The sequence below is a fragment of the Providencia sneebia DSM 19967 genome, assembly GCF_000314895.2.
Taxonomy (GTDB): domain Bacteria; phylum Pseudomonadota; class Gammaproteobacteria; order Enterobacterales; family Enterobacteriaceae; genus Providencia; species Providencia sneebia.
Genome location: NZ_CM001773.1, coordinates 2,848,359 through 2,874,703, shown reverse-complemented (window position 1 = coordinate 2,874,703; position 26,345 = coordinate 2,848,359). Strand labels below are relative to the sequence as shown.

18 protein-coding genes and 2 pseudogenes are annotated in these 26,345 nt (G+C 39.9%); 16 read left to right on the top strand and 4 right to left on the bottom strand.

Annotated features, from left to right (window positions below; genetic code table 11):
• The first annotated feature begins 48 nt into the window (after positions 1-48).
• Both iscR and OO7_RS11995 read left to right on the top strand, forming a co-directional pair.
• Complete coding sequence (gene iscR / locus OO7_RS12000) at positions 49-546, top strand: Fe-S cluster assembly transcriptional regulator IscR (protein WP_008916194.1); 498 nt, start codon at positions 49-51, stop codon at positions 544-546.
• Between the two features lie 143 nt (positions 547-689).
• Positions 690-1,850: an IscS subfamily cysteine desulfurase gene (locus OO7_RS11995; RefSeq protein WP_008916193.1), complete on the top strand. Its 1,161-nt coding sequence runs from the start codon at positions 690-692 to the stop codon at positions 1,848-1,850.
• 144 nt (positions 1,851-1,994) lie between these two features.
• Here the strand turns inward: OO7_RS11995 and yajD are convergent, their stop codons facing one another.
• Positions 1,995-2,342 (bottom strand): HNH nuclease YajD, encoded by a 348-nt coding sequence (gene yajD, locus OO7_RS11990; RefSeq protein WP_008916192.1) that lies wholly within the window; start codon positions 2,340-2,342, stop codon positions 1,995-1,997.
• Positions 2,343-2,815: 473 nt separating this feature from the next.
• On the opposite strand from yajD, the gene pepB reads away from it, so the two are divergent.
• The 13 genes and pseudogenes from pepB to rluF all read left to right on the top strand — a co-directional run bounded on the left by pepB (position 2,816) and on the right by rluF (position 23,304).
• Positions 2,816-4,111 carry an aminopeptidase PepB gene (pepB, locus tag OO7_RS11985; RefSeq protein WP_008916191.1) on the top strand — a complete coding sequence of 432 codons (1,296 nt, stop codon included), beginning with the start codon at positions 2,816-2,818 and terminating at the stop codon, positions 4,109-4,111.
• Between the two features lie 114 nt (positions 4,112-4,225).
• Positions 4,226-4,666, top strand: a complete 441-nt coding sequence (locus tag OO7_RS11980) for an enhanced serine sensitivity protein SseB C-terminal domain-containing protein (RefSeq protein WP_008916190.1) — start codon at positions 4,226-4,228, stop codon at positions 4,664-4,666.
• 426 nt (positions 4,667-5,092) lie between these two features.
• Positions 5,093-10,042: an alpha-2-macroglobulin family protein gene (locus tag OO7_RS11975; protein ID WP_008916189.1), complete on the top strand. Its 4,950-nt coding sequence runs from the start codon at positions 5,093-5,095 to the stop codon at positions 10,040-10,042.
• Between the two features lie 81 nt (positions 10,043-10,123).
• A complete protein-coding gene (gene pbpC / locus OO7_RS11970; RefSeq protein ID WP_008916188.1) occupies positions 10,124-12,445 on the top strand; it encodes a peptidoglycan glycosyltransferase PbpC in 2,322 nt (773 codons plus the stop codon).
• Positions 12,446-12,908: 463 nt separating this feature from the next.
• Positions 12,909-13,334: a nucleoside-diphosphate kinase gene (ndk, locus tag OO7_RS11965; protein ID WP_008916187.1), complete on the top strand. Its 426-nt coding sequence runs from the start codon at positions 12,909-12,911 to the stop codon at positions 13,332-13,334.
• Between the two features lie 201 nt (positions 13,335-13,535).
• A pseudogene (rlmN, locus tag OO7_RS11960) lies at positions 13,536-14,716 on the top strand (dual-specificity RNA methyltransferase RlmN).
• A gap of 196 nt (positions 14,717-14,912) precedes the next feature.
• The gene (gene rodZ, locus OO7_RS11955) at positions 14,913-15,860 is read left to right on the top strand and encodes a cytoskeleton protein RodZ (RefSeq protein ID WP_008916185.1); all 948 of its coding nucleotides are present in this window, start codon (positions 14,913-14,915) and stop codon (positions 15,858-15,860) included.
• A gap of 169 nt (positions 15,861-16,029) precedes the next feature.
• On the top strand, positions 16,030-17,151 hold the full coding sequence (ispG, locus tag OO7_RS11950) for a flavodoxin-dependent (E)-4-hydroxy-3-methylbut-2-enyl-diphosphate synthase (RefSeq protein ID WP_008916184.1): 1,122 nt from the start codon (positions 16,030-16,032) through the stop codon (positions 17,149-17,151).
• Positions 17,152-17,365: 214 nt separating this feature from the next.
• A complete protein-coding gene (gene hisS / locus OO7_RS11945; protein WP_008916183.1) occupies positions 17,366-18,658 on the top strand; it encodes a histidine--tRNA ligase in 1,293 nt (430 codons plus the stop codon).
• Between the two features lie 10 nt (positions 18,659-18,668).
• Positions 18,669-19,292, top strand: coding sequence for a YfgM family protein (locus OO7_RS11940; protein ID WP_008916182.1), 624 nt, complete (start codon positions 18,669-18,671; stop codon positions 19,290-19,292).
• A gap of 143 nt (positions 19,293-19,435) precedes the next feature.
• Positions 19,436-20,608, top strand: coding sequence for an outer membrane protein assembly factor BamB (gene bamB, locus OO7_RS11935; protein ID WP_008916181.1), 1,173 nt, complete (start codon positions 19,436-19,438; stop codon positions 20,606-20,608).
• Between the two features lie 140 nt (positions 20,609-20,748).
• Positions 20,749-22,230, top strand: a complete 1,482-nt coding sequence (gene der / locus OO7_RS11930) for a ribosome biogenesis GTPase Der (protein ID WP_008916180.1) — start codon at positions 20,749-20,751, stop codon at positions 22,228-22,230.
• A gap of 204 nt (positions 22,231-22,434) precedes the next feature.
• Positions 22,435-23,304: a 23S rRNA pseudouridine(2604) synthase RluF gene (gene rluF / locus OO7_RS11925; protein WP_008916179.1), complete on the top strand. Its 870-nt coding sequence runs from the start codon at positions 22,435-22,437 to the stop codon at positions 23,302-23,304.
• An 83-nt stretch (positions 23,305-23,387) separates the two neighbouring features.
• On the opposite strand, the gene OO7_RS17200 is transcribed toward rluF, so the two are convergent.
• From OO7_RS17200 to hemF, 3 genes are all read right to left on the bottom strand, one after another.
• Positions 23,388-23,876: a M4 family metallopeptidase gene (locus OO7_RS17200; RefSeq protein WP_008916178.1), complete on the bottom strand. Its 489-nt coding sequence runs from the start codon at positions 23,874-23,876 to the stop codon at positions 23,388-23,390.
• Complete coding sequence (locus OO7_RS17525; RefSeq protein WP_008916177.1) at positions 23,870-24,571, bottom strand: gluzincin family metallopeptidase; 702 nt, start codon at positions 24,569-24,571, stop codon at positions 23,870-23,872. Before OO7_RS17525 ends, OO7_RS17200 begins: the two co-directional genes overlap by 7 nt.
• A gap of 223 nt (positions 24,572-24,794) precedes the next feature.
• A complete protein-coding gene (hemF, locus tag OO7_RS11915; protein WP_008916176.1) occupies positions 24,795-25,703 on the bottom strand; it encodes an oxygen-dependent coproporphyrinogen oxidase in 909 nt (302 codons plus the stop codon).
• Positions 25,704-25,840: 137 nt separating this feature from the next.
• Between hemF and OO7_RS11910 the strand changes: the two are divergent.
• Positions 25,841-26,271, top strand: a pseudogene (locus OO7_RS11910) (GNAT family acetyltransferase).
• Positions 26,272-26,345 lie beyond the last annotated feature (74 nt).

Here is a 26,345-nt window from a genome sequence, read left to right as displayed (position 1 = left end):
AGTCAGGAATGTCACAATTGGGCTATATTTTACCACGGAGTATATGTTATGAGACTCACTTCCAAAGGTCGTTATGCCGTAACTGCAATGTTAGACGTTGCATTACATTCTCACACAGGCCCAGTGCCATTAGCTGACATTTCTGAACGTCAGGGAATTTCTCTCTCTTATCTTGAGCAACTCTTTTCTCGCTTACGCAAGAATGAGCTTGTTGCAAGCGTTCGTGGTCCTGGTGGGGGGTATTTACTCGGCCGGGAAGCGGATCAAATTTTCGTTGCTCAAGTGATTGCAGCTGTTGATGAATCTGTTGATGCGACGCGTTGTCAGGGTAATAAAGAAGGTTGCCAAAATGGTGATCGTTGTCTGACCCACGCTTTATGGCGTGATCTTAGTGATCGAATCACTGACTTTTTGAGTAGCATTAGCCTTGGTGAGCTAGTGAAAAATCAAGAAGTTCTGGTTGTTGCAGACAGACAAGATAGCGAAAAACGTCGTACAATTTTAGATAGTCTTTCACCTGAAACTATCATCAATGTCCGTGCCTAATTATAAATATATTAATAAATTGCAGTAAATACATGCAATTTGATACTCAATTTATATTATGCGGCTCCTCGACAAAATAGAGTCGCTATTAAATGTGTATCATTGAAAAGCGAAGACATTTTGTCTTTTGGAGTAAGTGAGCAATGAAACTACCTATCTATCTTGATTATTCAGCAACCACCCCCGTAGATCCACGTGTTGCTGAAAAAATGATGCAATGTTTAACCATAGACGGTAATTTTGGTAACCCAGCTTCCCGCTCACATCGATTTGGCTGGCAAGCTGAAGAAGCTGTAGATGTTGCACGTAATCAAGTCGCAGATCTCGTCAATGCAGATCCGCGCGAAATCGTATTAACTTCAGGTGCGACAGAATCTGATAACTTGGCAATTAAAGGTGCTGCTAATTTCTATAAAGAGAAAGGCAAGCATATTGTCACCTGTAAAACAGAACACAAAGCGGTTTTGGATACCTGCCATCAGCTTGAACGCGAAGGTTTTGAGGTAACTTATCTCTCACCTGAAAGTAATGGGTTGATTGACCTGCAAAAATTAGAAGCTGCACTACGAGATGACACCATTCTTGTTTCTATTATGCATGTGAATAATGAGATTGGTATTATTCAAGATATCGCCGCAATTGGTGAAATATGCCGCAGTCGCGATATTATTTTCCATGTTGATGCTACCCAAAGCGTGGGTAAAGTCCCCATTGACTTATCAACCTTAAAAGTTGATTTAATGTCATTCTCCGCCCATAAATTGTATGGCCCTATGGGGATTGGTGCATTATATGTGCGTCGCAAACCGCGTGTTTATATTGAAGCTCAACAGCATGGCGGTGGTCATGAACGTGGCATGCGTTCAGGAACATTACCTGTGCATCAAATTGTTGGTATGGGCGAAGCTTACCGTATTGCTAAAGAAGAGATGTCAGATGAATCTGCGCGCCTGCGTAAATTGCGTCTACGCCTTTGGAATGGTATCAAAGACATTGAAGACGTTTATCTCAACGGCGATTTGGAAAGTGGTGCTCCTCATATCTTGAATGTCAGCTTCAACCATGTTGAAGGTGAATCACTGATAATGTCTTTAAAAGATTTGGCGGTGTCTTCGGGTTCTGCTTGTACTTCTGCTAGCATAGAACCTTCTTATGTCTTACGCGCATTAGGAATAAATGACGAGCTTGCTCATAGCTCAATTCGTTTCTCATTAGGCCGTTTTACGACAGAAGAAGAGATTGACTATGCAATCAAACAGATTCATAGCGCAATTAGCCGTTTACGCGAGATCTCCTTGTCATAAAAATCAGATGTGATAATGAGGCTTTAACGATACTGTTTGGCTATATCATCATTGCAAAATTGCAAACATCCTGTTTTTAGTAGAAAAGCCTTGATTGGTTAACCATAAGGGCTTTTCTGTCACTAGTTTTTCAGCAAGTATTCGTTATTTTTTCTTATTTATCATAGATTTTAAATCAGAGAATGGATTATACGTTGCCGCAGGGATGTCATCTTGTGCATCTTCACCTGCAATAACATTCGTGCCATATTGCTCTGCTTCAGTATATTTTGAATGTTCATGATCATGGCAGAAAAGGCATAATAACTCCCAATTGCTACCATCTTCAGGGTTATTAGTATGATCATGGTCAATATGGTGCACAGTTAACTCACGCAAATTAGAATAAACAAATTCACGGGTACAGCGCCCACAAACCCATGGATAAATCTTGAGTGCTTTTTCTCGGTAGCCACTTTCTAAGCGGGAATAGTTTTTGGGGATTACAGCCATGATATATTACCTGTCATGTATAAATGTGGTTTTAATATACCTTATCGTGTGAATTAGAAGATCTCAATCATTATTGATAGCACTGTTCATTAAGATAAAACGCGGTTTAACACTTTGATATTGATTAATCGCGGGGGATCAAACGTACTCACTATTACCTTCAATATTTTTTCACCTTATTTTGTACCGTCATATCATTTTGTTATTCATCAATTATATCTTGGATATAACATTCGTTGATTAACTTATCATTATAATGAGATGCGATCCTCATGACTTGCCATATAGTTAACGGAAACACTAAAATATTTTTCCATCATCCCTATGTTAAGATGTTTTGAGGATCAGCGAGTTAAATAATTATCATAAGCACTAACTTGATAGCGGCTTGGCAATTAATCAGTTAAGGTATTTATATCAGTTCAGATATATTGATGGCGCGGCCTGCAAAAACAGATAAAGTGAGAGAAACGATGACAAAACAAATTATGCCAGTAATGATTTCTATGGAACCTGCGGCACCGTGTTGGGGTGAAGGCGCGTTGATCAGTTCTGGTGATAAAGGGATTACTATCCATTTAAAACATCCAGGAAAGCTTTGTGCTGTGCAAAGTGCTGGACGTAAATTAGATGGACAAGGAATACGCAATGTTTCTTTGACTGGCGAAGGATGGGATCTGGAAAAAAGCTGGGCATTTTGGCAAGGTTTTCGTGCACCTAAAGGCGCAAGAACCATTGAGTGGCCTGTTCTTCCAGAAGCGGATCGCAAAGAATTAGAAAGCCGCATCAGAACAATTGATTGGGTGCGTGATGTGATCAATGCGCCTTCTGAAGAGTTAGGACCTGAGCAACTCGCTCAGCGCGCGATTGATCTACTAGGCCATGTTGGCGGTGAAGATATTAGCTACCGTATTATTAAAGGTGAAGATTTAAATGATCAAGGTTATGCAGGTATTTATACTGTAGGTCGTGGTTCAAGTCGTCCACCTGCATTACTTGCACTAGATTACAACCCAACGGGTAATGCGAATGCACCTGTTTTTGCTTGTTTAGTCGGTAAAGGTATTACTTTTGATTCAGGTGGTTATAGCATTAAACCAACATCTTCAATGAATTCAATGAAAGCTGATATGGGTGGCGCAGCAACATTAGTTGGCTCATTAGCGCTTGCTATCACGCGTGGATTGAAAAAACGCGTCAAATTATTCTTATGCCTTGCCGACAATATGGTCAGCAGCAATGCATTTAAATTAGGCGATATTATTCGCTATCGTAATGGTAAATCAGTTGAAGTCATGAATACTGATGCTGAAGGCCGTTTGGTATTGGCGGATGGTCTTATTGATGCGAGCAAAGAAAAACCCACTTTAATTATTGATGCAGCAACATTAACAGGTGCTGCGAAAACCGCTGTGGGTAATGATTACCACTCAGTTCTAAGTTTTGATGATAAAGCAGTGGCTGATTTAATGGCATCTTCAGATGATGAGTTTGAACTATTTTGGCGCTTACCATTAGCTGAATTCCACCGTCACCAATTGCCGTCAGGTTTTGCAGATTTAAATAATATTGCTTCGCCTTCGAATACAGCGGGTGCAAGTACTGCGGCTGCATTTTTATCACACTTTGTTGAAAATTATCAGCAAAACTGGCTGCATATTGACTGTTCTGCCACTTACCGTAAATCTCCTGTCAGCTTATGGGCAGAAGGCGCGACGGGGATTGGTGTGAGAACAATTGCGAATCTGTTGGTTAAAAAAGCAGGTTGATCCATATCATTTAAATTTTATTATAGGCATGAAAAGAGCGACTTTTCGTGCCTATTTTTTTATTATGGGGCTTATAAATAGTCGTAATGATGCTTTTCATCATGAGGTTTGAGCATGTCGCAGCAATCAAAAAAAGATATAGAATTTGCAGAATTAACCATCCCACAGGGTTCAACACTAAAATTAAGTGTGCTTGAAAAAGAGCCTGAAGTATTAATCAGTGCCCTAATTGAATGTTTTAAGCAACATAAAGTTGTCCGTAGAGCYTTTTTGGTATCTGCTCAGGAAACCAATAGTGATAAGGACAATGATGATGAAGCTATTTTAATGGTCGCTATGGAATTTGTACCGGGTAGTGAAAATATTGATCAGATCATTCATGAAGCGGGTACATTAGCTTGTGATTACTTAGAAGATGATCAATCCATTGATTTTTGTTTGGTTAATGAAGATGAAAAAGGGGTTAGTCACTTTATTACTGAACATGTAGAGCCTTTCTACCAACGGAAGCTAGGCAGTTGGTTACGTGATGTTATTCCTACCCGCAATACCTAAATTCAGATTAATACGATGCATAAAGGTTAGTCATTAAGCGACTTTTATGCATTTTCCGCTTTGTCTTATTGGTTCTTCCTATTGTAGTTTGTTAAATTGTATCACTAACTGATATAAAATATTTCAGCTATTGTTAATGTGTAGAATATCCTGAAAAATGCGCTATTAATTAGACAGAGAGCTTTTTGTTTCTCTGTCACGTTGATCCGGTTATTTTGGCTTTTAATAATAGGCATGAATGAGCTTGAGTGACTTAATCATTCAATCAATGCTTTATCGCTTTTAGCATTGCTGCTGAAAGTTGTAGCTCAATAATATTAACTATAATATAAAAGGAAGGGGCGGTCATGAATCACCATTTTGGTTGGACTTCATTGGCGGGTCTGAAACAAAAAACGTTATATTGCTGCTGCATTGGCATCTATTATGGTGCTAACAGGCTGTGATAATACTGACGAAAGTACTAAAAAAGACACCAGCATTTCAGCAGAAAATCAGACAAAAAGCACACCAGCAACACCTGCTAGCCAAACAAAACCGCAACTTTCCAATGAAGAGTTGCTAAAGCGCTATACAGGAAAAGAGCTTGAGATCCTTGATGCATCCGAGTTACAACTCGATGGTGCAAGTGCACTCGTGGTGACTTTCTCTGTACCATTAGAACCGAATCAAAATTTCGGTCAATTTATTAATTTAGTTGATGTTAAGTCAGGTAAATTAGATGGTGACTGGGAATTATCAGATAACCAAATGGAATTACGTTTCCGTCATCTTCCTCCGTCAAAAGAGTTAAATTTATCCGTCAATACTGGAATTAAAGCGATTAATGAGCGCACAATCAGTGAGCCATTTGAGAAAAAAATTCAAACGTCTCAAATCGTGCCAACTGTTGGATTTGCGAGTAAAGGATCATTATTGCCAAGTAAAGTAGCGAAAGGCTTACCTGTTATTGCATTAAATGTCGACAAAGTGGATGTTAACTTTTTCCGTATTGATGAGAAACAATTGCCGCAATTTCTTGCTGCTTGGCAATATCGCAGTAATTATGAATCTTGGTATTCCGAAGAAATATTGAGTAAGGTTGAACTTGCTTATACAGGCCGTTTTGATCTGAATCCTGACAAAAATACTCGCCAAACTGTTCTATTACCCTTAAATGATATTAAAGAGCTACAACAAGATGGCGTCTATTTAGCCATTATGCAAAAAGCAGGTAGCTACAGTTATCAACTTCCCGCGACCGTATTCACGCTAAGTGATATTGGCGTCTCATTACATAGCTATCAAGATCAAGTTGATATATTCACACAATCATTGGCATCAGGATCTGCGCTGAAAGGAATAGATCTGCGTATTCTTGATGAAAAAGGTCAGTTGGTGACTAAAGCTACGACAGATGGTGATGGTCACGCCAAACTTGATAAGTTGGCTGGTGGAAAACTGCTACTTGCCACTCATGAAGGGCAAACCAGTATTATTGATTTGACGCAGCCTGCATTGGATTTATCTGAGTTTGATATTTCTGGGCCTGTTGGTTATGCAAAACAGTTTTTTGTTTTCGGACCGCGTGATTTATATCGCCCGGGTGAGTTGTTATTGGTTAATGGCTTATTACGAGATGGTGATGGTAATCCGATTAAAGCACAACCTGTCAAAGTTGATGTATTGAAAACTGATGGGCAGGTGGTAAGAAGTTTTGTCTGGCAAGCCGAAAACGAACAAGATGGTTTATATCAACATCAATTTGAGATCCCAAAATCAGCAGAAACGGGCTTATGGTCATTACGTTTTGATTTAGGAGATGGTTCTCCTCTGCGTTATTACAAATTTAATGTGGAAGATTTTATGCCAGAGCGAATGGCATTAGATATCACCACAGGTAGTAAGCCGGTTTTAAATACGCGACCTGTAGAATTTAATATTCAAGGCCGTTATCTGTATGGCGCGCCAGCTGCGGGTAATGAGCTACAAGGCCAAGTTTTTACAAAAGCAGATCGCGAAGCAGTTGCTAAATTACCGGGCTTTGAGTTTGGTTTTGAAAATGAAGAGGGCTTACAGCGTAAGCTAGATGAATTTGATTTAACGCTAGATGACCGTGGCGAAACGTCGATTGTTGTGCCTCAAAATGATTGGAGTGCTTTGCGTTCCCCAATCAAAGTCATTGCACAAGCAAGTTTATTAGAAGCGGGTGGCCGACCTGTTACGCGACGTGCGGAGCAAGCCGTTTGGCCTGCGGATGCATTAGTCGGTATCCGCCCACTATTTAATAAGAAAGAAATTTATGACTACCGAGTTGATCGCTATACCCAACGCTATAATGTTGATGAAAATTCACTCGCAGAATTTGAATTAGTTTATGCAGATGCCGCTGGGAATAAACTGGCAGCAGAAAACCTAACCACACGTTTAGTATATGAACGTCGTGATTATTATTGGAGTTGGTCTGAAAGTGGTGGCTGGACATCTAATTATGATCAGAAAGATTTAGCCATCGCCAATGAGAATATCAAGATTGCAAAAGATGGAACAGCCAAAGTGTCATTCCCGGTTGATTGGGGTTCCTATCGCCTCGAAGTTATCAACCAAGAGAATACGTTAGTCAGTAGCATTCAATTTTGGGCAGGCTATTCTTGGCAAGATAATGCGGGTGGAAATGGCGCTGTTCGCCCTGACCAAGTGAAACTGACACTTAATAAACCAGCTTATTTACCGGGTGAAAAAGCGAAAGTTCGCATTGAATCGCCTAAAGCGGGTAAAGGGTATATTTTACTTGAATCAAGTAGCAGCCCATTGTGGTGGCAAGAAATTGACGTCCCAGAAAAGGGCATGGAAATTGAAATTCCAGTCAATAAAGAGTGGGCTCGCCATGACCTGTATATCTCCGCCGTTGTCGTTCGTCCAGGCGATGATTCAAAAGAAGCAACGGTGAAACGTGCTGTTGGTGTATTACATCTTCCAATTGCGGATGAAAATCGCAAAATAGATTTGGCTTTAACTACGCCAACCAAAATGCGTCCAAATCAAGATCTCATTGTGAAAGTTAAAGCAACGGCGAAAGAAGGCAAGCCATTGCCTGAAAAAGTTAATGTATTGCTCTCTGCGGTTGATACTGGTGTGCTAAACATTACGGATTTTAAAACACCTGATCCTTATGATGCTTTCTTTGGACGTAAACGTTATGGCGTTGATCAATATGATGTTTATGGTCATTTAATTGAAGGTCAAGGTAAATTAGCTAGCTTACGTTTTGGTGGTGATAGTGATGATGCGGCCTTAGAGCGCGGCGGGATGAAACCGCTGACAGAGGTGCAAATTATTGCCGAACAAGCACAGCCTGTCATGTTAGATAAAAATGGTGAAGGTGAAATTACAATACCTATTCCTGATTTTAATGGTGAATTGCGTGTAATGGCCCAAGCATGGAATGAGAAAGATTTTGGTCATGCTGATGGAAAAGTGACCGTTGCTGCGCCGATTGTCACGCAGATGTCGATGCCACGTTTCATGGCGGGTGGTGATAAATCTTACTTCGCATTAGATCTGACCAATACCACGGATAACACACAAAATGTCACTGTCACCTTTAAAGCAACTGGAATGGTTAAGCTAGAAGGTTCAGATATCAGGGAGCTAGCCTTAGAAAAGGGTAAACGCACCACTTTGACATTGCCTGTTCGTGCTGATTATGGTTATGGCGAAGGTGATATTTCCATGACGATAAACGGAATTAACTTACCGGGTGAAAAATTAAACGAGTACAGCAACAATTGGAAAGTGGGAGTTCGCCCAGCTCAACCAGCGGAAACTGTCTCTTTTGCTCTGGCACTTGAACCGGGTGATGCTTGGGCATTGCCAACTGAAGATTTACGTGGGTTATCCCCTGCAACACTAGAAGGCCAAGTGTTGATGAGTAGCCGACCACCGCTACAAATTTCACGTTACATTCGTGAGTTATTTGCTTATCCATATGGTTGTCTTGAGCAAACAGTGAGTGGATTATATCCATCATTGTACTCATCACAAGCTGAACTATTTAAGCTTGGCATCAAATCACAAACAGATGAAGACCGTCGTAAAGCCATTGAAATTGGTATTCCTCATTTATTAGGAATGCAGCGTGCTGATGGCAGTTTCTCTTTGTGGGATCGCAATGGTTCTGAAGAATATTGGTTAACGGCTTATGCAACGGATTTCTTAAATAGAGCAAACCAACGCGGATATACCGTTCCACAAGAGGCGATAACCAATGCAAATAGCCGTTTGTTAGGCTATCTGCAAGATGGTAATCAAATAAATTATCCTTATACGAATGACCAAGCTGCTGCTCGTTTTGCTGCTCAATCGTATGCCGGTTTAGTCTTAGCTAACCAACAGAAAGCACCATTAGGCGCATTACGCCAATTGTATGCAAGAAACAGTGAGGCAAATAATGGCTTGTCATTAGTTCAACTGGGTATTGCATTGAACTTAATGGGCGATAAAACGCGTGGTGATAATGCAATTGCGGAAGGTTTGAAAAAACAACGTAGTCGTTATAGTTACAGTGGTGATTATGGTTCAGCTATTCGTGATGATGCAATGATTATTGCATTATTGAATGAACATCAATTAATGCCGAAATCACGCGATCAAAAACTACAAACATTGTCTAATAATTTGCTATCACAACGTTACTTCTCCACACAAGAAAATAATGCGTTGTATTTAGCAGGTCGTTATTATATCAATGATACGGAAACGCCTTGGAAGGCGGTTATCAATGGACAAGTGCCAGCAATTGTTTCTGATAAACCATTGAGTGAGTTCTTAACAAAAGAACAAATACAAAATGGTTATAGTATTGAGAATACAGGAACAAATACGCTATACACAAGGTTGAATGTAATTGGTTATCCAATTCAATCACCAAAACCAAGTTCAAATGTCCTCAATGTGAAGCAGACATATTTGGATTTACAAGGCCGACCAATTTCATTAGATCGTTTAAGAACAGGTGAAATGGTGGTGGTAAAACTGGATATTACAGCAACCCAAAATGTTCCTGATGCGCTGGTCGTGGACTTACTACCAGCTGGGTTAGAGCTAGAAAATCAGAATTTAGCCAATAGTAGTGTTAATTTAAGTGATACTGCACCTAACTTGCAGGAATTGATTGATGATATGCAACAATCTCAGATCCGTCATATGGAATATCGAGATGATAGATTTGTTGCCGCTGTTGAAGTTCAGGAATATAAACCTACCACGTTGTTATATTTGGCAAGAGCAGTAACACCGGGCGTTTATACTATCCCAGCACCTCAAGTCGAATCTATGTATGTACCTGAGTGGCGTGCTGTGGGTCGTGCAAATGGCCAGCTTGAAATTGTCCGTTAATTTTTATTAACCACTGAAATGCCGTTGTCTTTGGGCAACGGCATTCTTCCAAATGATACGAGTTGTTGAGTATATGCCTACATGAATAAATGGTTTCGACGTACTGGGCTAATGCTCGTTTTATTAGTGATCCTTGTTCCTTTACTCTTTCTTATTGCCGATAAAATCTGGCCTCTTCCGATTAAACAAATTGAGATGGCGCGCACTGTGGTGGCTGAAGATGGCACACCACTTTGGCGTTTTGCAGATAAAGAAGGAATTTGGCGTTATCCCGTGAAGCTCAATGAGGTTTCCCCTGAATTTGTTGAAGCTTTATTGGCTTATGAAGATCACCATTTTTATGAACATCCGGGCGTTAATCCCTTTTCGCTATTTCGAGCACTTTGGCAGAATGTCAGTTCAGGTCGCATTGTTTCTGGGGGAAGTACCATCTCAATGCAAGTTGCTAGGTTGGTTGATCCTCATGATAGAACGATTACCGGAAAACTTAAGCAGCTATGGCGAACTGCACAGCTTGAATATCATTATTCTAAAGATGATATTCTCGAAATGTATTTAAACCGCGCACCTTATGGTGGAACCATTGAAGGTATTGGTGCGGCTAGTTGGGTCTATTTAAATAAAGCGCCAAATAAACTGACTTCCGGCGAAGCAGCACTATTTGCTGTTTTGCCTCAAGCACCAAGCCGATTACGCCCAGATCGCTATCCGCAAAGAGCACAAGCAGCACGAGATAAAGTGCTTGATAGATTGGCAGAATATGGTGTGTGGCCAATTGAAAAAACGGAAGATATTAAACAAGAGCAAATTTGGTTAGCACCGCGTAAAAACCCTCATCTTGCACCTTTGCTTGCTCGTCGTGTGGTAAAAGAGGTGCAAGAATCTATTGTCGAAACGACGATTGATGCCAGCTTGCAACGTCAGTTGGAAGATATGGCACTGAATTGGAAAAACCAATTACCAAAACAGACATCTTTAGGGCTATTAGTTGTTGATCATACTGATATGAGTGTGAAAGCGTATATTGGTTCGATTGATTTTCAGGATACGCAACGTTTTGGTCATGTTGACATGATCACTGCATGGCGTTCGCCCGGCTCAACATTAAAACCGTTCTTATACGGGCTGGCTTTAGATGAAGGTTTGATCCACGCGGAGTCACTATTGCAAGATGTCCCAAGGCGATTTGATGATTATCGTCCGGGTAATTTTGACTCAGGATTTAATGGTCCAGTCAGTGTCAGTGACGCATTGGTGCGGTCACTTAATTTGCCTGTAGTTCAATTACTTGATGTTTATGGCAGCAAACGATTTACGGCACAATTACGCAATGTTGGCACAGAATTACGCTTTCCATTAGCCAGTGAACCAAATTTATCATTGATTTTAGGTGGTACAGCTGCTCGCATGGATGATCTAGTTTCTGCTTACAGTGCTTTTGCTCGCCAAGGTCAAGTTTCACCTTTGCGTTATCGTCCCAGTGATGTCGTGAGAAATCGCCAATTGATGTCACCGGGTGCGGCATGGATTATTCGACGGATCATGGGGGGAGAAGCTCGCCCTGTTCCTGATAGCAGTTTAAGTCCGCAGTTAAATTTAGCATGGAAAACGGGGACGAGTTACGGCTATCGTGATGCTTGGGCTATCGGAGTTAACCCGCGTTATACCATTGGTGTGTGGGTAGGTCGCCCAGATGGCACACCTGTTGCGGGACAGTATGGCTATGCAACGGCAATTCCCATTATGAATCAAGTGAATAACTTACTGTTGTCTCGCATTTATCAATCACATATGCAATTACCTAATGATAGTCGCCCAAGCAGTGTGACTCAGACAGTAATTTGTTGGCCTAGTGGAACTATTTTGCCGCAAGGGGATAACAATTGTCGTCAGCGCCGCTTAAGTTGGATTTTAGATAATACCATTCCTCCAACATTAGTCGCTAAAAACCAAGAGTCGATGCAAGGGTTACAACAAAAAATTTGGGTTAATGAGCAAGGGTTGCAAGTGGCACCTGATTGCCCAAATGCCAAAGAGAACACCATTTATTTATGGCCAATTACTGTGGAATCATGGCTTCCTGCGAGTGAAAGGCGTGCTAATCGCTTACCAAAGGCAGACAGACAATGTCCGCCATTGAAGGTGGAAATTCCGCCACTTCTCATTTCAGGTATTCGTAATAATGAAATATTACAGCGCTTACCGGGTAAAAATAGTCTTGATGTGCGATTAGTTACCCAAGGCGGGCAAGGGCGGCAATGGTGGTTCTTAAATGGTGAACAAATTGATGAAACCAACGAAAATGGCAGTGTCCTGCTCACGTTAGATAAAACGGGGAGTTACCAGATTTCAGTATTGGATTTAAGTGGTCAAGTGAGTTCGGTTAATTTCAAAGTAAAATAATTCCATTATATTTCAGAATTTATGGGATTTTGAATTTTAAGACGAAATTCTGCATGGGCGCCGTTCATCAGTGAATCTTGTGTTTGTAATATGCTTTTTGTGGGTGCCTGTTATGCGCTTTCTGGGTGAATTGTTATAGTTTGGTGGAATGATATAAATGTGATATTCAATTTTGGGCTGAATATGCGATCCGTTAGGTGGGCTAAAAGCAGGCAAAATAGATGAAAAGTGTGATTAAGTCGAAAAAATAGATTTTTTTGCTACAAAAAGTTTAACAAAATGTTGATATTACTGTAGGAAATCATAATTGTTCCCCCTATAATCAACGCCTAAATTTTCTGTAGCTGTGTCTCAGAATAAAAAACTTAAAAAAACAACAATTGACGCTACTGGTATGTAAATTTGCTAGGAAGCACGCGATAACAAAGCGTAAAAGTCACAAAATCGCTAAGAGGTTATTTCAATGACGATTCAACGTACATTTTCAATTATTAAACCAAACGCAGTAAAGAAAAACGTAATCGGTGCTATTTATCACCGTTTTGAAAGTGCTGGCTTTTCAATTATTGCAGCTAAAATGTTGCACCTGACTCGCGAACAAGCAGAAGGTTTTTACGCTGAGCACAAAGGTCGTCCTTTCTTTGAAGGCTTAGTTGAATTTATGACTTCAGGCCCGATTATGCTGCAAGTTTTAGAAGGTGAAAATGCGGTTCAACGTCATCGTGATCTAATGGGCGCAACTAACCCAGAAAACGCATTAGCGGGTACTTTACGCGCTGATTATGCAGATAGCTTCACTGAAAACGCAGTACATGGTTCGGATTCTATCGAATCTGCAAACCGTGAAATTGCTTATTTCTTCGCTGAAGATGAAATCTGCCCACGTTAATGAATAAATTAGCGTAATGCATTAGCATTATGATTATAAAGTTTGTACAATGCTGCGCCCTGTTGAATATAATATTAACAGGGCGATTTTGTTAGCTTGGATGTTCATATAAATTATCCCCGCTAGTGTAGAATTATTTTATAAATACGTTGTGCTATGTTCATGGCACTCGCCGAAAGTGTAATAACGAGGCAATTCAAAATGTCTGATATGACGACAACTGCACAATGTGCAACTTCTTCCGCTATTTCTGTCACACCAGAAAAAATACACAAAAAATAAACTTGCTAGATTTAAATCGTAAGCAGATGCGTGAGTTTTTTGCGCAAATGGGTGAAAAGCCTTTCAGAGCTGATCAAGTGATGAAATGGATTTATCACTACTGTTATGATGATTTTGATCAAATGACAGATATCAATAAAGCATTACGTGCCAAATTAAAGGAAGTTGCTGAAATTCGCGCACCTGAAGTTTCTGAAGAACAACGTTCTGCTGATGGTACGATTAAGTGGGCAATTACCGTTGGTGGCCAACAAGTTGAAACGGTTTATATTCCAGAAGATGACCGCGCAACATTATGTGTTTCTTCACAAGTTGGCTGTGCATTAGAGTGTAAATTCTGCTCAACAGCGCAACAAGGTTTTAACCGTAATTTACGTGTGTCGGAAATTATTGGGCAAGTTTGGCGTGCTGCAAAAATTATTGGCTCATTAAAATCAAGTGGCCGCCGTCCTATTACCAACGTTGTGATGATGGGAATGGGTGAACCATTGCTTAACTTAAACAATGTTGTTCCGGCAATGGAAATCATGCTGGATGATTTTGGTTTTGGGTTATCTAAACGCCGCGTGACAATATCAACATCCGGTGTCGTTCCCGCATTAGATAAATTAGGTGACATGATTGATGTTGCATTAGCTATTTCATTACATGCACCAACGGATGAAATTCGTGATGATATTATGCCAATCAATAAAAAGTATAATATCGAGACATTCTTAGGTAGCGTTAGACGTTATTTATCAAAATCAAATGCGAATAGCGGACGTGTTACCGTTGAATATGTGATGCTTGATCATATTAATGATAGCACTGAGCATGCGCATCAATTAGCTGAATGTTTGAAAGATACACCAAGTAAAATCAACCTCATTCCATGGAATCCATTCCCAGGTGCACCATACGGCCGCAGTTCAAATAGCCGTATTGATCGTTTTTCTAAAGTGTTAATGGAATATGGTTTTACAACGATTGTCCGTAAAACACGTGGTGACGATATTGATGCTGCTTGTGGTCAGCTTGCTGGCGAAGTGATTGATAGAACGAAACGTACATTGAAAAAACGCATGGCTGGGGAACCTATTAAGGTAAAAGCAGTCTGATTTAATAAACCAGGCCTAAATATTTGGTCTGGTTATTATTTGTGCCATTTTATCGGTAGGAAAAATGGCGCCGTTACCCTACAATGTCAAGTAGGTGATAATTTTTCAATTACTACCTTTCACTTTAGGATAACTGAGCGTAGAGCTAAAAAAACAGCTTTATATTTCATTAACTCGGACACAGTGTTGCCAGCCAATGACTATCGATAATAATACCGAACAAAATCCAATTACTGTAGGACAACTATTATCTCAGGCACGAGAACGAATGGGATTAACGCAAGAAGCGATAGCTGAGCGTATTTGTTTGAAAGTGACTACAGTAAAAGAAATCGATGAAGATATTAAACCTGCTGGTGTTGAACCCACTTTTTTACGTGGATATATGCGTCTCTATGCGCGTATGGTGAATGTTCCTGAAAGTGAATTAAATGCCTTATTAACCGTCGATAAACCAGAACCAACTGTTACAGTATCGTCAATGCAAAGTTTTTCTTTAGGGAAAAAACGCAAAAAACGTGAAGGTTGGTTAATGAAGCTCACTTGGCTTATCGTCATTATTCTTATTGCTATGGTAGGAATTTGGTGGTGGCAAGATCATCAAGTTGAAAAAAATAAATTAGTTACCATGGCAAATCAAAACGATTTAATTATCTCTCAACAAGATAACGCTCAAAATCAAGTTGAATTACCTAACCCGACGATGACGCCTTCGCCAGTCGTTGAGCAACCAACATTAGAAAATACCTCTGAGGCTTCAGCTCCCGTTTCTTCAACGGACACTTTGCCGGAAGAATCAACTGTCATTAAAACAATCCCATTACCTAACGCACCAGTGACGAATACAGTTATTGACCGCACTCAATCGACTGAGTCAACGGAAGTTAATACGGCGGCAACAGATGCATTAGTTATGAATTTTAAAGGTGCATGCTGGTTAGAAGTTCGTGATGCAAATAATAAAATTTTATTTAGTGGCACGAAGAAAAGTGGCGACACATTAGAGCTGACAGGGCAATTACCTTATCGCTTAAATATTGGTGCGCCAGCAAATGTTGATGTGCAATTAAATGGTAACTCTGTTGATTTAAGTCGTTTTATTAAAGCGAATCGACCGGCTAAATTAAAAGTACCTGAAGCATAAAAATATAAATAATTTGCAGATGCAAACTGTATCCTATATACCCAATTGAGCAAAGTTGGCCTAAATTGTGATTGGCATTCATTATGCCAACACAAGGCGGTTTGATGTATGGCGGGAAGGTATACAATAGTATTTAAAAGTACAGGGATGTCCGGAGAGTTTAATTAAAATGCATAATGAATCACCTATAAAAAGACGTAAATCCACTCGAATTAATGTCGGTAAAGTCCCTGTTGGCGATGGCGCTCCTATTGCTGTTCAGTCAATGACCAATACTAGAACCACGGATGTTGAAGCAACTGTTCGCCAAATTAAGGCATTAGAACGTGTAGGCGTTGATATTGTTCGCGTTTCAGTGCCAACAATGGATGCGGCGGAAGCATTTAAATTAATCAAGCAACAAGTGAATGTGCCTTTAGTGGCGGATATTCATTTTGATTACCGAATTGCATTAAAAGTGGCTGAATATGGCGTTGATTGTTTACGTATCAACCCGGGCAACATTGGTAGTGAAGACCGTATTCGTCAAGTTGTTGATTGCGCTCGTCATTACAATATTCCCATTCGCATTGGGGTTAATGGTGGCTCATTAGAAAAAGATATCCAAGAAAAATATGGTGAACCAACACCAGAAGCATTAGTTGAGTCAGCAATGCGCCATGTGGATATTCTAGATAAACTTAATTTTGACCAATTTAAAGTCAGTGTTAAGGCCTCAGATGTGTTTCTTGCTGTTGGATCTTATCGTTTACTTGCTCAAAAAATTGATCAACCTTTGCATCTTGGTATTACAGAAGCAGGTGGTGCGCGCTCAGGTTCAGTTAAATCTGCAATTGGGCTTGGTATGCTATTATCAGAAGGGATAGGCGATACACTGCGCATCTCACTAGCCGCTGATCCTGTTGAAGAAGTTAAAGTTGGATTTGATATCCTCAAATCACTGCGTATTCGCTCTCGCGGTATAAACTTTATTGCTTGCCCGACCTGTTCGCGTCAAGAATTTGATGTTATCGGCACAGTCAATGCATTGGAGCAGCGATTAGAAGATATTATCACGCCAATGGATGTTTCTATCATCGGCTGTGTGGTGAATGGGCCAGGTGAAGCAGAAGTCTCTACCCTGGGTGTTGCAGGTGCGAAAACCAAAAGTGGTTTTTATGAAGATGGTATTCGCCAAAAAGAGCGCTTTGATAATAATAATATTATTGACCAGCTTGAAGCAAAAATTCGAGCCAAAGCGGCCATGCTTGATGAAACTAACCGCATAGCGATTAGTCAAATAGATAAATAATGATTAATCAACTGGTTCATTACGAGCCAGTTTTTGTTTTTGATGACCAATTAATATTCGTAAATCTCGTCATTTTGAGCAAACAACAAAGTAATTAGGCCGAAAAAGAAAATTATTCCTATTTCAAGAGGAATATTACAGTTTGTTGATTGAACCTAATGACATTTCGCTTTTATAATCGAGCTTATTCGATTTCGAAAAATAGAGACATAACGTGGCAAAAAATATCCAGGCCGTTCGTGGCATGAATGATTATCTACCAGCTGATACTCGAGTCTGGCAGAAAATTGAAACTGTACTTAAAAATATTTTACAAAGTTACAGCTTTAGTGAAATTAGAACCCCGATTGTAGAGCATACCCCGCTATTTAGCCGGGCGATTGGTGAAGTCACTGATGTGGTTGAAAAAGAGATGTATACTTTTATCGATCGTCAAGAAAGTGATAAAGAAATCATCAGTTTAACATTGCGCCCAGAAAATACCGCAGGTTGTGTCCGTGCCGGTATTGAGCATGGTTTGCTGTACAATCAGGAACAGCGTTTATGGTACTTAGGACCTATGTTCCGTCATGAACGTCCGCAAAAAGGCCGTTATCGTCAATTCCACCAATTAGGTGCCGAAGTGTTTGGTCTTGCAGGCCCAGATATTGATGCTGAAGTTATTATGATGACAGCGCGCTGGTGGAAGGCATTAGGAATTAGTGAGCATGTGACATTAGAGCTCAATTCGATTGGTTCTTTAGAAGCGCGTGCACGTTATCGCGAAGCATTAGTTGCTTTCCTTGAGCAGCATAAAGACAAGTTGGATGAAGATTGCAAACGTCGTATGTATAGCAATCCAATGCGCGTTCTTGATTCCAAAAATAAAGATGTTCAAACCCTTTTAAATGATGCGCCAGAACTATTTGAATATTTAGATGATGAATCACGCGAACATTTTGACGGCTTATGCAAATTGTTAGATGCGGCAGGTATTCAATATCGCGTGAATCAACGTTTAGTTCGTGGTTTAGATTATTACAACCGCACTGTATTTGAATGGGTGACAACGGCATTAGGTTCACAAGGAACAGTCTGTGCAGGCGGCCGCTATGATGGGCTGGTAGAACAGCTTGGTGGTAAAGCAACACCTGCTGTTGGGTTTGCTATGGGCATGGAACGTATGGTTTTATTAGTGAAAGAGCTCAACCCTGATTTTACCGCTGATAATACGGTGACAGACATTTATTTGGCCTCTTTTGGCGAAAATAGCCAGAAGGCTGCTTTATTATTAGCAGAACAAGTTCGTGATGCACTGCCAGCAGTTCGTTTGATGACCAACCATGGCGGTGGAAACTTTAAGAAGCAACTCGCTCGTGCTGATAAACAAGGCGCAAAAATTGCACTGATTTTAGGCGAAAACGAAATTCTTAACAGTCAAGTTGGCGTAAAAGATTTACGTACTGGCGAGCAAGAGACGGTATCGCAACAACAATTAGCACAGCGTTTAGCTGAGTTATTAGGTTAAGGAGAGACAAGTGGAAGTCTATACAAACGAAAATGAGCAAGTCGATGCCATCAAACGCTTTTTTGCAAATAATGGCGTTGCATTGATTATTGGACTTGTTGTTGGGATTGGGGCTGTTTGGGGATGGAATTACTGGCAATCTCATAAAACGAATGTATTACAAGAAAGTGCTCAAAAATATGAAACTGTGAGCACGCAATTACATTCAGGTACAGCTCAAGGTTTTGAAGCTGCACAAAAATTTGCAGCAGAAACAACAGATATTTATAGTGCAATGATGGGATTAGAGCTGGCGCAAGTTGCAGTAGATAAAGGTGACTTAGCGAATGCTGAAAAATCCTTAGCTGATGCACTTTCTAAAGCTAAAACTGATGATATGACTGATTTGATTAACTTACGTTTAGCTCGAGTACAGCTTGCGCAAGGTAATGCAGATGCAGCTTTAGCTTCAGTTGGTAATATTAAAGCAAAATCATGGCAAGCAGCAGCACAAGATGTTCGTGGAGATGCATTACTCCACAAAGGTGATTTAGCTGGCGCGAAAGCAGCATATACTCAAGGGCTAGAAAGTGAAGGTTCTCAAACATTAAGAGGCCTTCTAACCCTTAAACTGAACAATATATCTATACCTTAAATAATTTGAGCTACATTTAGGTGAGTAAAAAATAGCGAGGAAAATTAACGATTAATTGGACCTCGCTATTGTAGCCTACACAGTAATTAAGATTGCTTGAATTATGATAAGTATAATTTATAAGAAGAAAGGAAACGATTAACATGCAGTTGCGGAAAACACTTTTGATTGGCCTAGTCGCTTCAGCTTTACTTGCCGGTTGTTCCAGCGAAACTGATTCTATCGTTATGGCACCGCTTCCTCAGGTTGTAAATCAATTTACTCCAACGATTGTTTGGGATAAATCTGTTGGTAATGGTGTTGCACAGTTTTATTCTGACTTATCTCCTGCATGGGATGGTAGCGCAGTATATGCTGCTGATCGCAAAGGACTAGTCAAAGCGTTTGATTTAGATAGTGGTAAGGAACTTTGGTCTGTTGATCTTTCTAAGCGTACCGGTTTTCTTTCCTCAAACTTATCTGCACTGCTGTCTGGTGGCCTAACCGTTTCTGGTGACAATATCTATATTGGAACTGAACGTGGCACAGTTATCGCGCTGAATAAAGAAGATGGTGCGGTTGTTTGGGATGTGGAAGTTGCTGGTGAAGCACTTTCTCGACCAACAGAAAGCAATGGTCTAGTCATGGTTCACACGAGCAATGGCATGCTGCAAGCTCTTGATGTGACGAATGGTGAAATCAAGTGGACTGTAAACCTTGAAACGCCTTCTCTTTCTGTTCGCGGTGAATCAGCGCCAGCTGTTGCTTTCGGTGCTGCTATTGTCGGTGGTGACAATGGTCGTGTCAGCGCAGTTTTATTGTCACAAGGTCAATTAATTTGGCAACAACGAATTTCTCAAGTGACAAGTTCAACAGAGATTGGGCGTTTAGATGATGTTGATATGACACCAATTATTGACGATGGTGTGATTTATGCTATCGCGTATAATGGTACATTAGCCGCATTAGATATGCGTTCAGGCCAAATCATGTGGAAACGTGATTTAGGTTCCGTGAATAACATGGTACTTTCTGGCGAAAACTTATATCTCGTTGATCAAAATGATCGCGTTCTTTCCATTCGTAAAAGTGATGGGGTGACATTGTGGTCACAAGAAGATTTACTCCATCGTGGATTGACTGCACCTGAAATGTTCAATGGTTACCTTGTTGTCGGTGACAAAGAAGGTTATCTACATTGGTTAGATATGAGCACGGGTGGTTTTGTTGCGCAAAATAAACTGAATAGCTCAGGTTTACAAAGCCGCCCAGTGGTTGCAAGTGATAAGTTAATGGTTCAAGCAAGAAATGGTACAGTTTATCTGTTAACGCGTTAATTGCTGGTAAGTGACTAATTTATCAAATAAAGTCAACGGTTCCTGACGATAGGAACCGTTTCGTTTTTTTGTTTTCTTGGTTGATTTAACTTAACAGCTGGGAATTCTTTTAGTTAATTATAGTTGTGAGGCATCAAATAATGATACCCGTCGTAGCGTTGGTTGGGCGTCCAAATGTAGGGAAATCTACGTTATTTAACCGCTTAACTCGCACCCGTGATGCATTGGTTGCGGATTTTCCAGGTCTAACTCGTGATCGTAAATATGGTCGTGCAGAAGTTGAAGGGCATGAGTTTATTATTATCGACACCGGTGGTATCGATGGTACAGAAGAGGGCGTCGAAACGCATATGGCTGCGCAATCGTTGCAAGCCATTGAAGAAGCGGATGTTGTACTCTTCATGGTTGATGCTCGAGCAGGGCTAATGCCAGCGGATGAAGGTATAGCAAAACATCTGCGTAGCCGTAAGAAAAAAACCTATCTTGTGGCGAATAAAACAGACGGTATTGATGCAAATACCGTTATTGGTGATTTTTATGCGCTCGGTTTGGGCGAGATTTATTCTATTGCTGCTTCGCATGGTCGCGGTGTTACTCAGCTAATTGAGCATTCATTAAAACCTTTTATTGAGGTTGACGAAGAAGAAAACGTTGAATTAACTGAAGAAGAAGCAAATGCGGCTTACTGGGCTGAACTAGAAGCAGCCGAGGAAGGTTTAGAAGACGAAGAAGATGACTTTGATCCGACTGGTTTGCCAATTAAGTTGGCTATAGTTGGGCGTCCAAATGTGGGTAAATCTACGCTAACCAATAGAATTTTAGGTGAAGAACGTGTTGTTGTTTTTGATATGCCAGGAACAACTCGCGATAGCATCTATATTCCAATGGAACGAGATGGCCGCGAATATATTCTGATTGATACAGCCGGTGTACGTAAACGTGGTAAAGTGACTGAAACAGTTGAAAAATTCTCTGTTATCAAAACGCTACAAGCGATTGAAGATGCAAACGTTGTACTATTAGTGATTGATGCACGTGAAGGTATTTCTGATCAGGACTTATCTTTATTAGGTTTTATTCTTAATGCCGGTCGTTCATTGGTTATTGCCGTCAATAAATGGGACGGAATGAAACCTGAAGATCGTGAACACGTTAAAGATATGCTTGAGTTGCGTCTTGGGTTTGTGGATTTTGCGCGTATTCATTTTATTTCTGCGCTGCACGGCAGTGGCGTGGGTAACTTATTTGAATCTGTTCAAGAAGCCTATGAATCGGCAACGCGTCGCGTGGGTACAGCATTATTAACGCGCATTATGAAAATGGCAGAAGATGAACATCAGCCACCATTGATCCGTGGTCGCCGTGTCAAAATGAAATATGCGCATGCTGGCGGTCACAATCCACCGATTGTGGTTATTCATGGTAACCAAGTTTCTGATTTACCCGATAGCTATAAACGTTATTTGATGAATTATTTCCGTCGTTCTTTGAATGTAATGGGGACGCCAATTCGTATCCAATTCAAAGAGGGTGAAAACCCTTACGCAAATAAAAAGAATCAGCTAACTGCTACTCAGCTACGTAAACGTAAGCGTCTGATGCAACACTTGAAAAAGCGTTGATTATCACAAGTCGTACAAAAGTGTATTGCTGAATATAAGCTATGCTCGGTAATATCTATTGAGTATGATGATCATGAAAGCCGTAACAAGATAAATGGTGTTACGGCTTTTTATTTAACATATGTTGTTATTGTTAGGGTAATTATCACGGCAACGTGCTGGCTTAATGATTGACCTATTTTATGCAGATTATAGAGGGTAACCATGCAAAATCAGTCTTCTACTCGCTTGAATAAATACATTAGTGAAAGCGGTATTTGCTCAAGACGCGATGCTGATCGTTATATTGAACAAGGTAATGTTTTTATTAATGGTAAACGCGCCGCGATCGGTGACCAAGTGTTTAGTGGTGATATTGTTAAAGTTAATGGTCAACTGATTGAACCTAGAAATGAAGAAGATTTGGTCTTGATTGCCTTGAATAAACCCGTTGGGATTGTCAGCACAACGGAAAGTGGCGAAAGAGATAATATCGTCGATTATGTTAATCATAGTACCCGCATTTTTCCAATTGGTCGTTTAGATAAAGATTCACAAGGGCTTATTTTTCTAACCAATCATGGTGATTTGGTAAATAAAATTCTCAGAGCCGGAAATGACCATGAAAAAGAGTATATTGTCACTGTGAATAAACCAGTTACAGATGATTTTATTCGTGGTATGGGGGCGGGTGTTCCTATTCTCGGCACAATGACGAAAAAATGTAAAGTCAAAAAAGAAGCCCCTTTTGTCTTTCGTATTACATTAGTTCAAGGATTAAATCGTCAGATCCGCCGGATGTGTGAGCATTTTGGTTATGAAGTGACGAAATTAGAGCGTGTGCGGATTATGAATGTCAGCCTTTCTGGTATCCCATTAGGTGAATGGCGTGATCTGACTGATGATGAATTGATTAAATTATTTGAGATGATTGAGAAATCTGAATCTGATGTTAATCCAAAAAAATCATCTAAACCTAAAACGCAATCTGCGGTAAAAAATAGTAAACAAAACACCGCGAATAAATCAAAACCTGCGGACACTGCTTCACGTAAGCGCTTTACACAGCCGGGTCGCAAAAAGAAAAAACGTTAAGTATTTTTTAGGTACTTTTACTTTATAGATGACGTTATAGATATTTAAGGTACTCAAGAAATCATTAAGCATAATGTCAGCCTCTATTTGTGGGCTGACAAGCTTTGTTGTCGATTAAAATATAGCCCAACGGCTTCCCAGCTCTGTTGTGTTAAATTTGCAATTTGTGAACCATACATCGTTTGTGCTGTTTCAATATTTGCAATAGCGAATTGCAGGAAATCACTTTGTGGTGTTAGCCTTTTGTCGAACAATGTTTTGATCCAAATTTTTCCAGCAATCTCCCATGAATACCCACCTAATGCGGTTGCTAATAGATAAAACGCTCTATTAGGGATACCTGAATAAATGTGTACACCACCATTGTCATGCTCTTCGTCGAGAGGTAAATGCACATAATCTTTCATATGACCAACTTGCTTATCTTTAACCTTGGGGGATAAATAATAAGCAGATCCCGGATTGGACATAGAACGAATAGCTTTTGCATTATATTTATTCATGAAAATATTTTCGCCAATCAGCCAATTAGATTCATTAACTTTTTGATTTTTGACATATTGCTTCACCATGATGCCGACGATATCTGCAATTGATTCATCAAGCGCACCAGACTGAGAATAATAAAAAATCGGGTGGTAAAGGTAATTAAACCATGTGTTAATTCATGAGCTATTACATCAATATCATTATAAAAAGGGTTAAAATACTTATTATCCCCATCTCCAAAATAGATCGCTTGTGAATTCCAAAAAGCATTGGCAAATGAATCACCAAAATGGATCACGGCATTGATGTGTGCATCACAACCAAACATTTTATCAATGCCCAGTACTTCTTTATAAAAAGAGCGCACATGACCTATTGAATCATAAACAATTTTTGCTGCGTTATCTCTATAATTGATATTACCTTCCACCATAATAATTTCATAATCTTCATGGGGCATGTGCACAATATGAGGTTTTATATTTTGATTTTCTAAAGCCAGATTAATTTGATAGCAAATTGGCGCTTTTGAATGGGCATGATCAGGAATTTCAAATTGCCCTTTAGCGTCGCGAATAATTCTTTCATAATTGGCTTTTGGTCTTGTTGAAGAGAAAAAAGAATGAGGTAATTGGTTTAAATCTTCATCATAATTATGTTTATTCATTAATGCATTGGTGTGCATTAAGGTTGATTTTAGATTGGGGCATTGCGATTCTTGATAAAGTTGATCGAGAAGATAAGAGGGAATTATTGTTCGGTTTAATGAATGTTTCATAGATAAAACTCCATTTCGTTGATTGAAATGGCATCTTATAAGATAAAAAACATTATGTAACTAACTGAAAATACAATAATATTTGTTATCTGAATATCAAAAAACAAGTTGATTGATAAAATAATAGAGAATAAATTAATTAACATGGGAAACATTTTATTGTTTCCCAGTTGTTTAATTGTTATTAACTTAATCAGTATTTAATTAACGATTCTTTGAGCAACTACAGCCAATCTCTTTTGATAAGAAAATCAGTATATAGTTTTTCTTCAGGGGTATTAGGTTCAGGCGAGTAATCATATTCCCAGCGAACTAAAGGTGGCATAGACATTAAAATTGACTCTGTTCTACCACCACTTTGTAAGCCAAAGAGTGTTCCTCTGTCCCACACCAAATTAAATTCAACATAGCGGCCACGGCGATAGAGCTGGAATTGACGTTCTCTTTCTCCCCAAGTATGTTCGCGGCGTTTTTCTACAATAGGAACATAAGCATCTAAAAAACCATTACCAACTGCTTGGGTGAAGTTGAAACAGGTTGCAAAATCAGGTTGGTTTAAATCATCATAGAATAGCCCGCCAACACCACGCGGCTCATTACGATGTTTTAAAAAGAAATATTCATCACACCAATCTTTATATTTAGGATAAGTTTCTTCACCAAATGGTTTACACAAATCGTGAGCGACAGTATGCCAATGGATGACATCTTCCTCAAAGCCGTAATAAGGTGTTAAATCAAATCCACCACCAAACCACCATACGGGATCACAACCTTCTTTTTCCGCAATAAAGAAACGAACGTTTGCATGGGTTGTTGGAATATAGGGGTTAAGTGGATGGATAACTAATGAAACGCCCATAGCTTGGTAGCTACGACCTGCTAATTCAGGTCGATGTGCCGTTGCTGATGCGGGGAGCTGAGTGCCTTGAATATGAGAAAAATTGATACCCGCTTGTTCAAAAAGAGCGCCTTGGCTTAATACTCGGCTGCGACCACCACCGCCTTCTGCACGTTGCCAAGTTTGTTCATGGAAATTTTCTTTCCCATCAAGTTCAGATATCTTTTGGCAAACGGAATCTTGTAAGCTAAGTAGAAAGGTTTTTACACTGAGAATGTCTGGGGAATTCATTGTTTTCCAATAAAACGGTTAGGGAAAAAGTGAACAAAGTATACCTTTTTGAAGTAAAAAAGGCATATTGAATATTGATTGTGGTCGAAAAGCAGTGATAATGACAAAAAATTTAGTGAAAAAAGTAGGTTACTAAAATGGAAATACGGATTTTTCGGCAAAGTGATTTTGAAGAAGTTATCACATTATGGGAACGTTGCGATCTTAATGAGTTCGGCGGTGACCCAGAGCTTGATATTGAACGCAAACTTCAATGCGGGGCAGATCTTTTTTTAGTTGCAGAAGTCACGGGGGAAGTGGTGGGAAGCATCATGGGTGGCTATGATGGTATTAGAGGTACAGCTTGTTATCTTGCTGTTCATCCCGAATATCGCAGCAGAGGGATAGCAAATGCCTTAGTCAGCCGGTTAGAAAAAAATTACGCGCGAGAGGTTGTAGCCGAATTGAGTTACTGGTAAATGAAGAATGTGATGCTGCAATTTGTATGTTTGAAAAAATGTTATATGAAGAAGAGCAGCCAGCCCGTCTCATTTATACTAAGGCACTGGGTAACGATTTAGATTTTTAATCCAGTATCAGCTCAATGAGTTTGTGCTACTGCATTTATTATGAAGGTGAGAATTCATCTTTTTAGTGAAGAAA

What these genes read in the sequence shown, in the direction of transcription:
- iscR (WP_008916194.1), top strand. Translation starts at nt 49, where the DNA reads ATGAGACTCACTTCCAAAGGTCGTTATGCCGTAACTGCAATGTTAGAC.
- OO7_RS11995 (WP_008916193.1), top strand. Translation starts at nt 690, where the DNA reads ATGAAACTACCTATCTATCTTGATTATTCAGCAACCACCCCCGTAGAT.
- yajD (WP_008916192.1), bottom strand. Translation starts at nt 2,342, where the DNA reads ATGGCTGTAATCCCCAAAAACTATTCCCGCTTAGAAAGTGGCTACCGA.
- pepB (WP_008916191.1), top strand. Translation starts at nt 2,816, where the DNA reads ATGACAAAACAAATTATGCCAGTAATGATTTCTATGGAACCTGCGGCA.
- OO7_RS11975 (WP_008916189.1), top strand. Translation starts at nt 5,093, where the DNA reads ATGGTGCTAACAGGCTGTGATAATACTGACGAAAGTACTAAAAAAGAC.
- pbpC (WP_008916188.1), top strand. Translation starts at nt 10,124, where the DNA reads ATGAATAAATGGTTTCGACGTACTGGGCTAATGCTCGTTTTATTAGTG.
- ndk (WP_008916187.1), top strand. Translation starts at nt 12,909, where the DNA reads ATGACGATTCAACGTACATTTTCAATTATTAAACCAAACGCAGTAAAG.
- rodZ (WP_008916185.1), top strand. Translation starts at nt 14,913, where the DNA reads ATGACTATCGATAATAATACCGAACAAAATCCAATTACTGTAGGACAA.
- ispG (WP_008916184.1), top strand. Translation starts at nt 16,030, where the DNA reads ATGCATAATGAATCACCTATAAAAAGACGTAAATCCACTCGAATTAAT.
- bamB (WP_008916181.1), top strand. Translation starts at nt 19,436, where the DNA reads ATGCAGTTGCGGAAAACACTTTTGATTGGCCTAGTCGCTTCAGCTTTA.
- der (WP_008916180.1), top strand. Translation starts at nt 20,749, where the DNA reads ATGATACCCGTCGTAGCGTTGGTTGGGCGTCCAAATGTAGGGAAATCT.
- rluF (WP_008916179.1), top strand. Translation starts at nt 22,435, where the DNA reads ATGCAAAATCAGTCTTCTACTCGCTTGAATAAATACATTAGTGAAAGC.
- OO7_RS17200 (WP_008916178.1), bottom strand. Translation starts at nt 23,876, where the DNA reads ATGGTGAAGCAATATGTCAAAAATCAAAAAGTTAATGAATCTAATTGG.
- OO7_RS17525 (WP_008916177.1), bottom strand. Translation starts at nt 24,571, where the DNA reads ATGAAACATTCATTAAACCGAACAATAATTCCCTCTTATCTTCTCGAT.
- hemF (WP_008916176.1), bottom strand. Translation starts at nt 25,703, where the DNA reads ATGAATTCCCCAGACATTCTCAGTGTAAAAACCTTTCTACTTAGCTTA.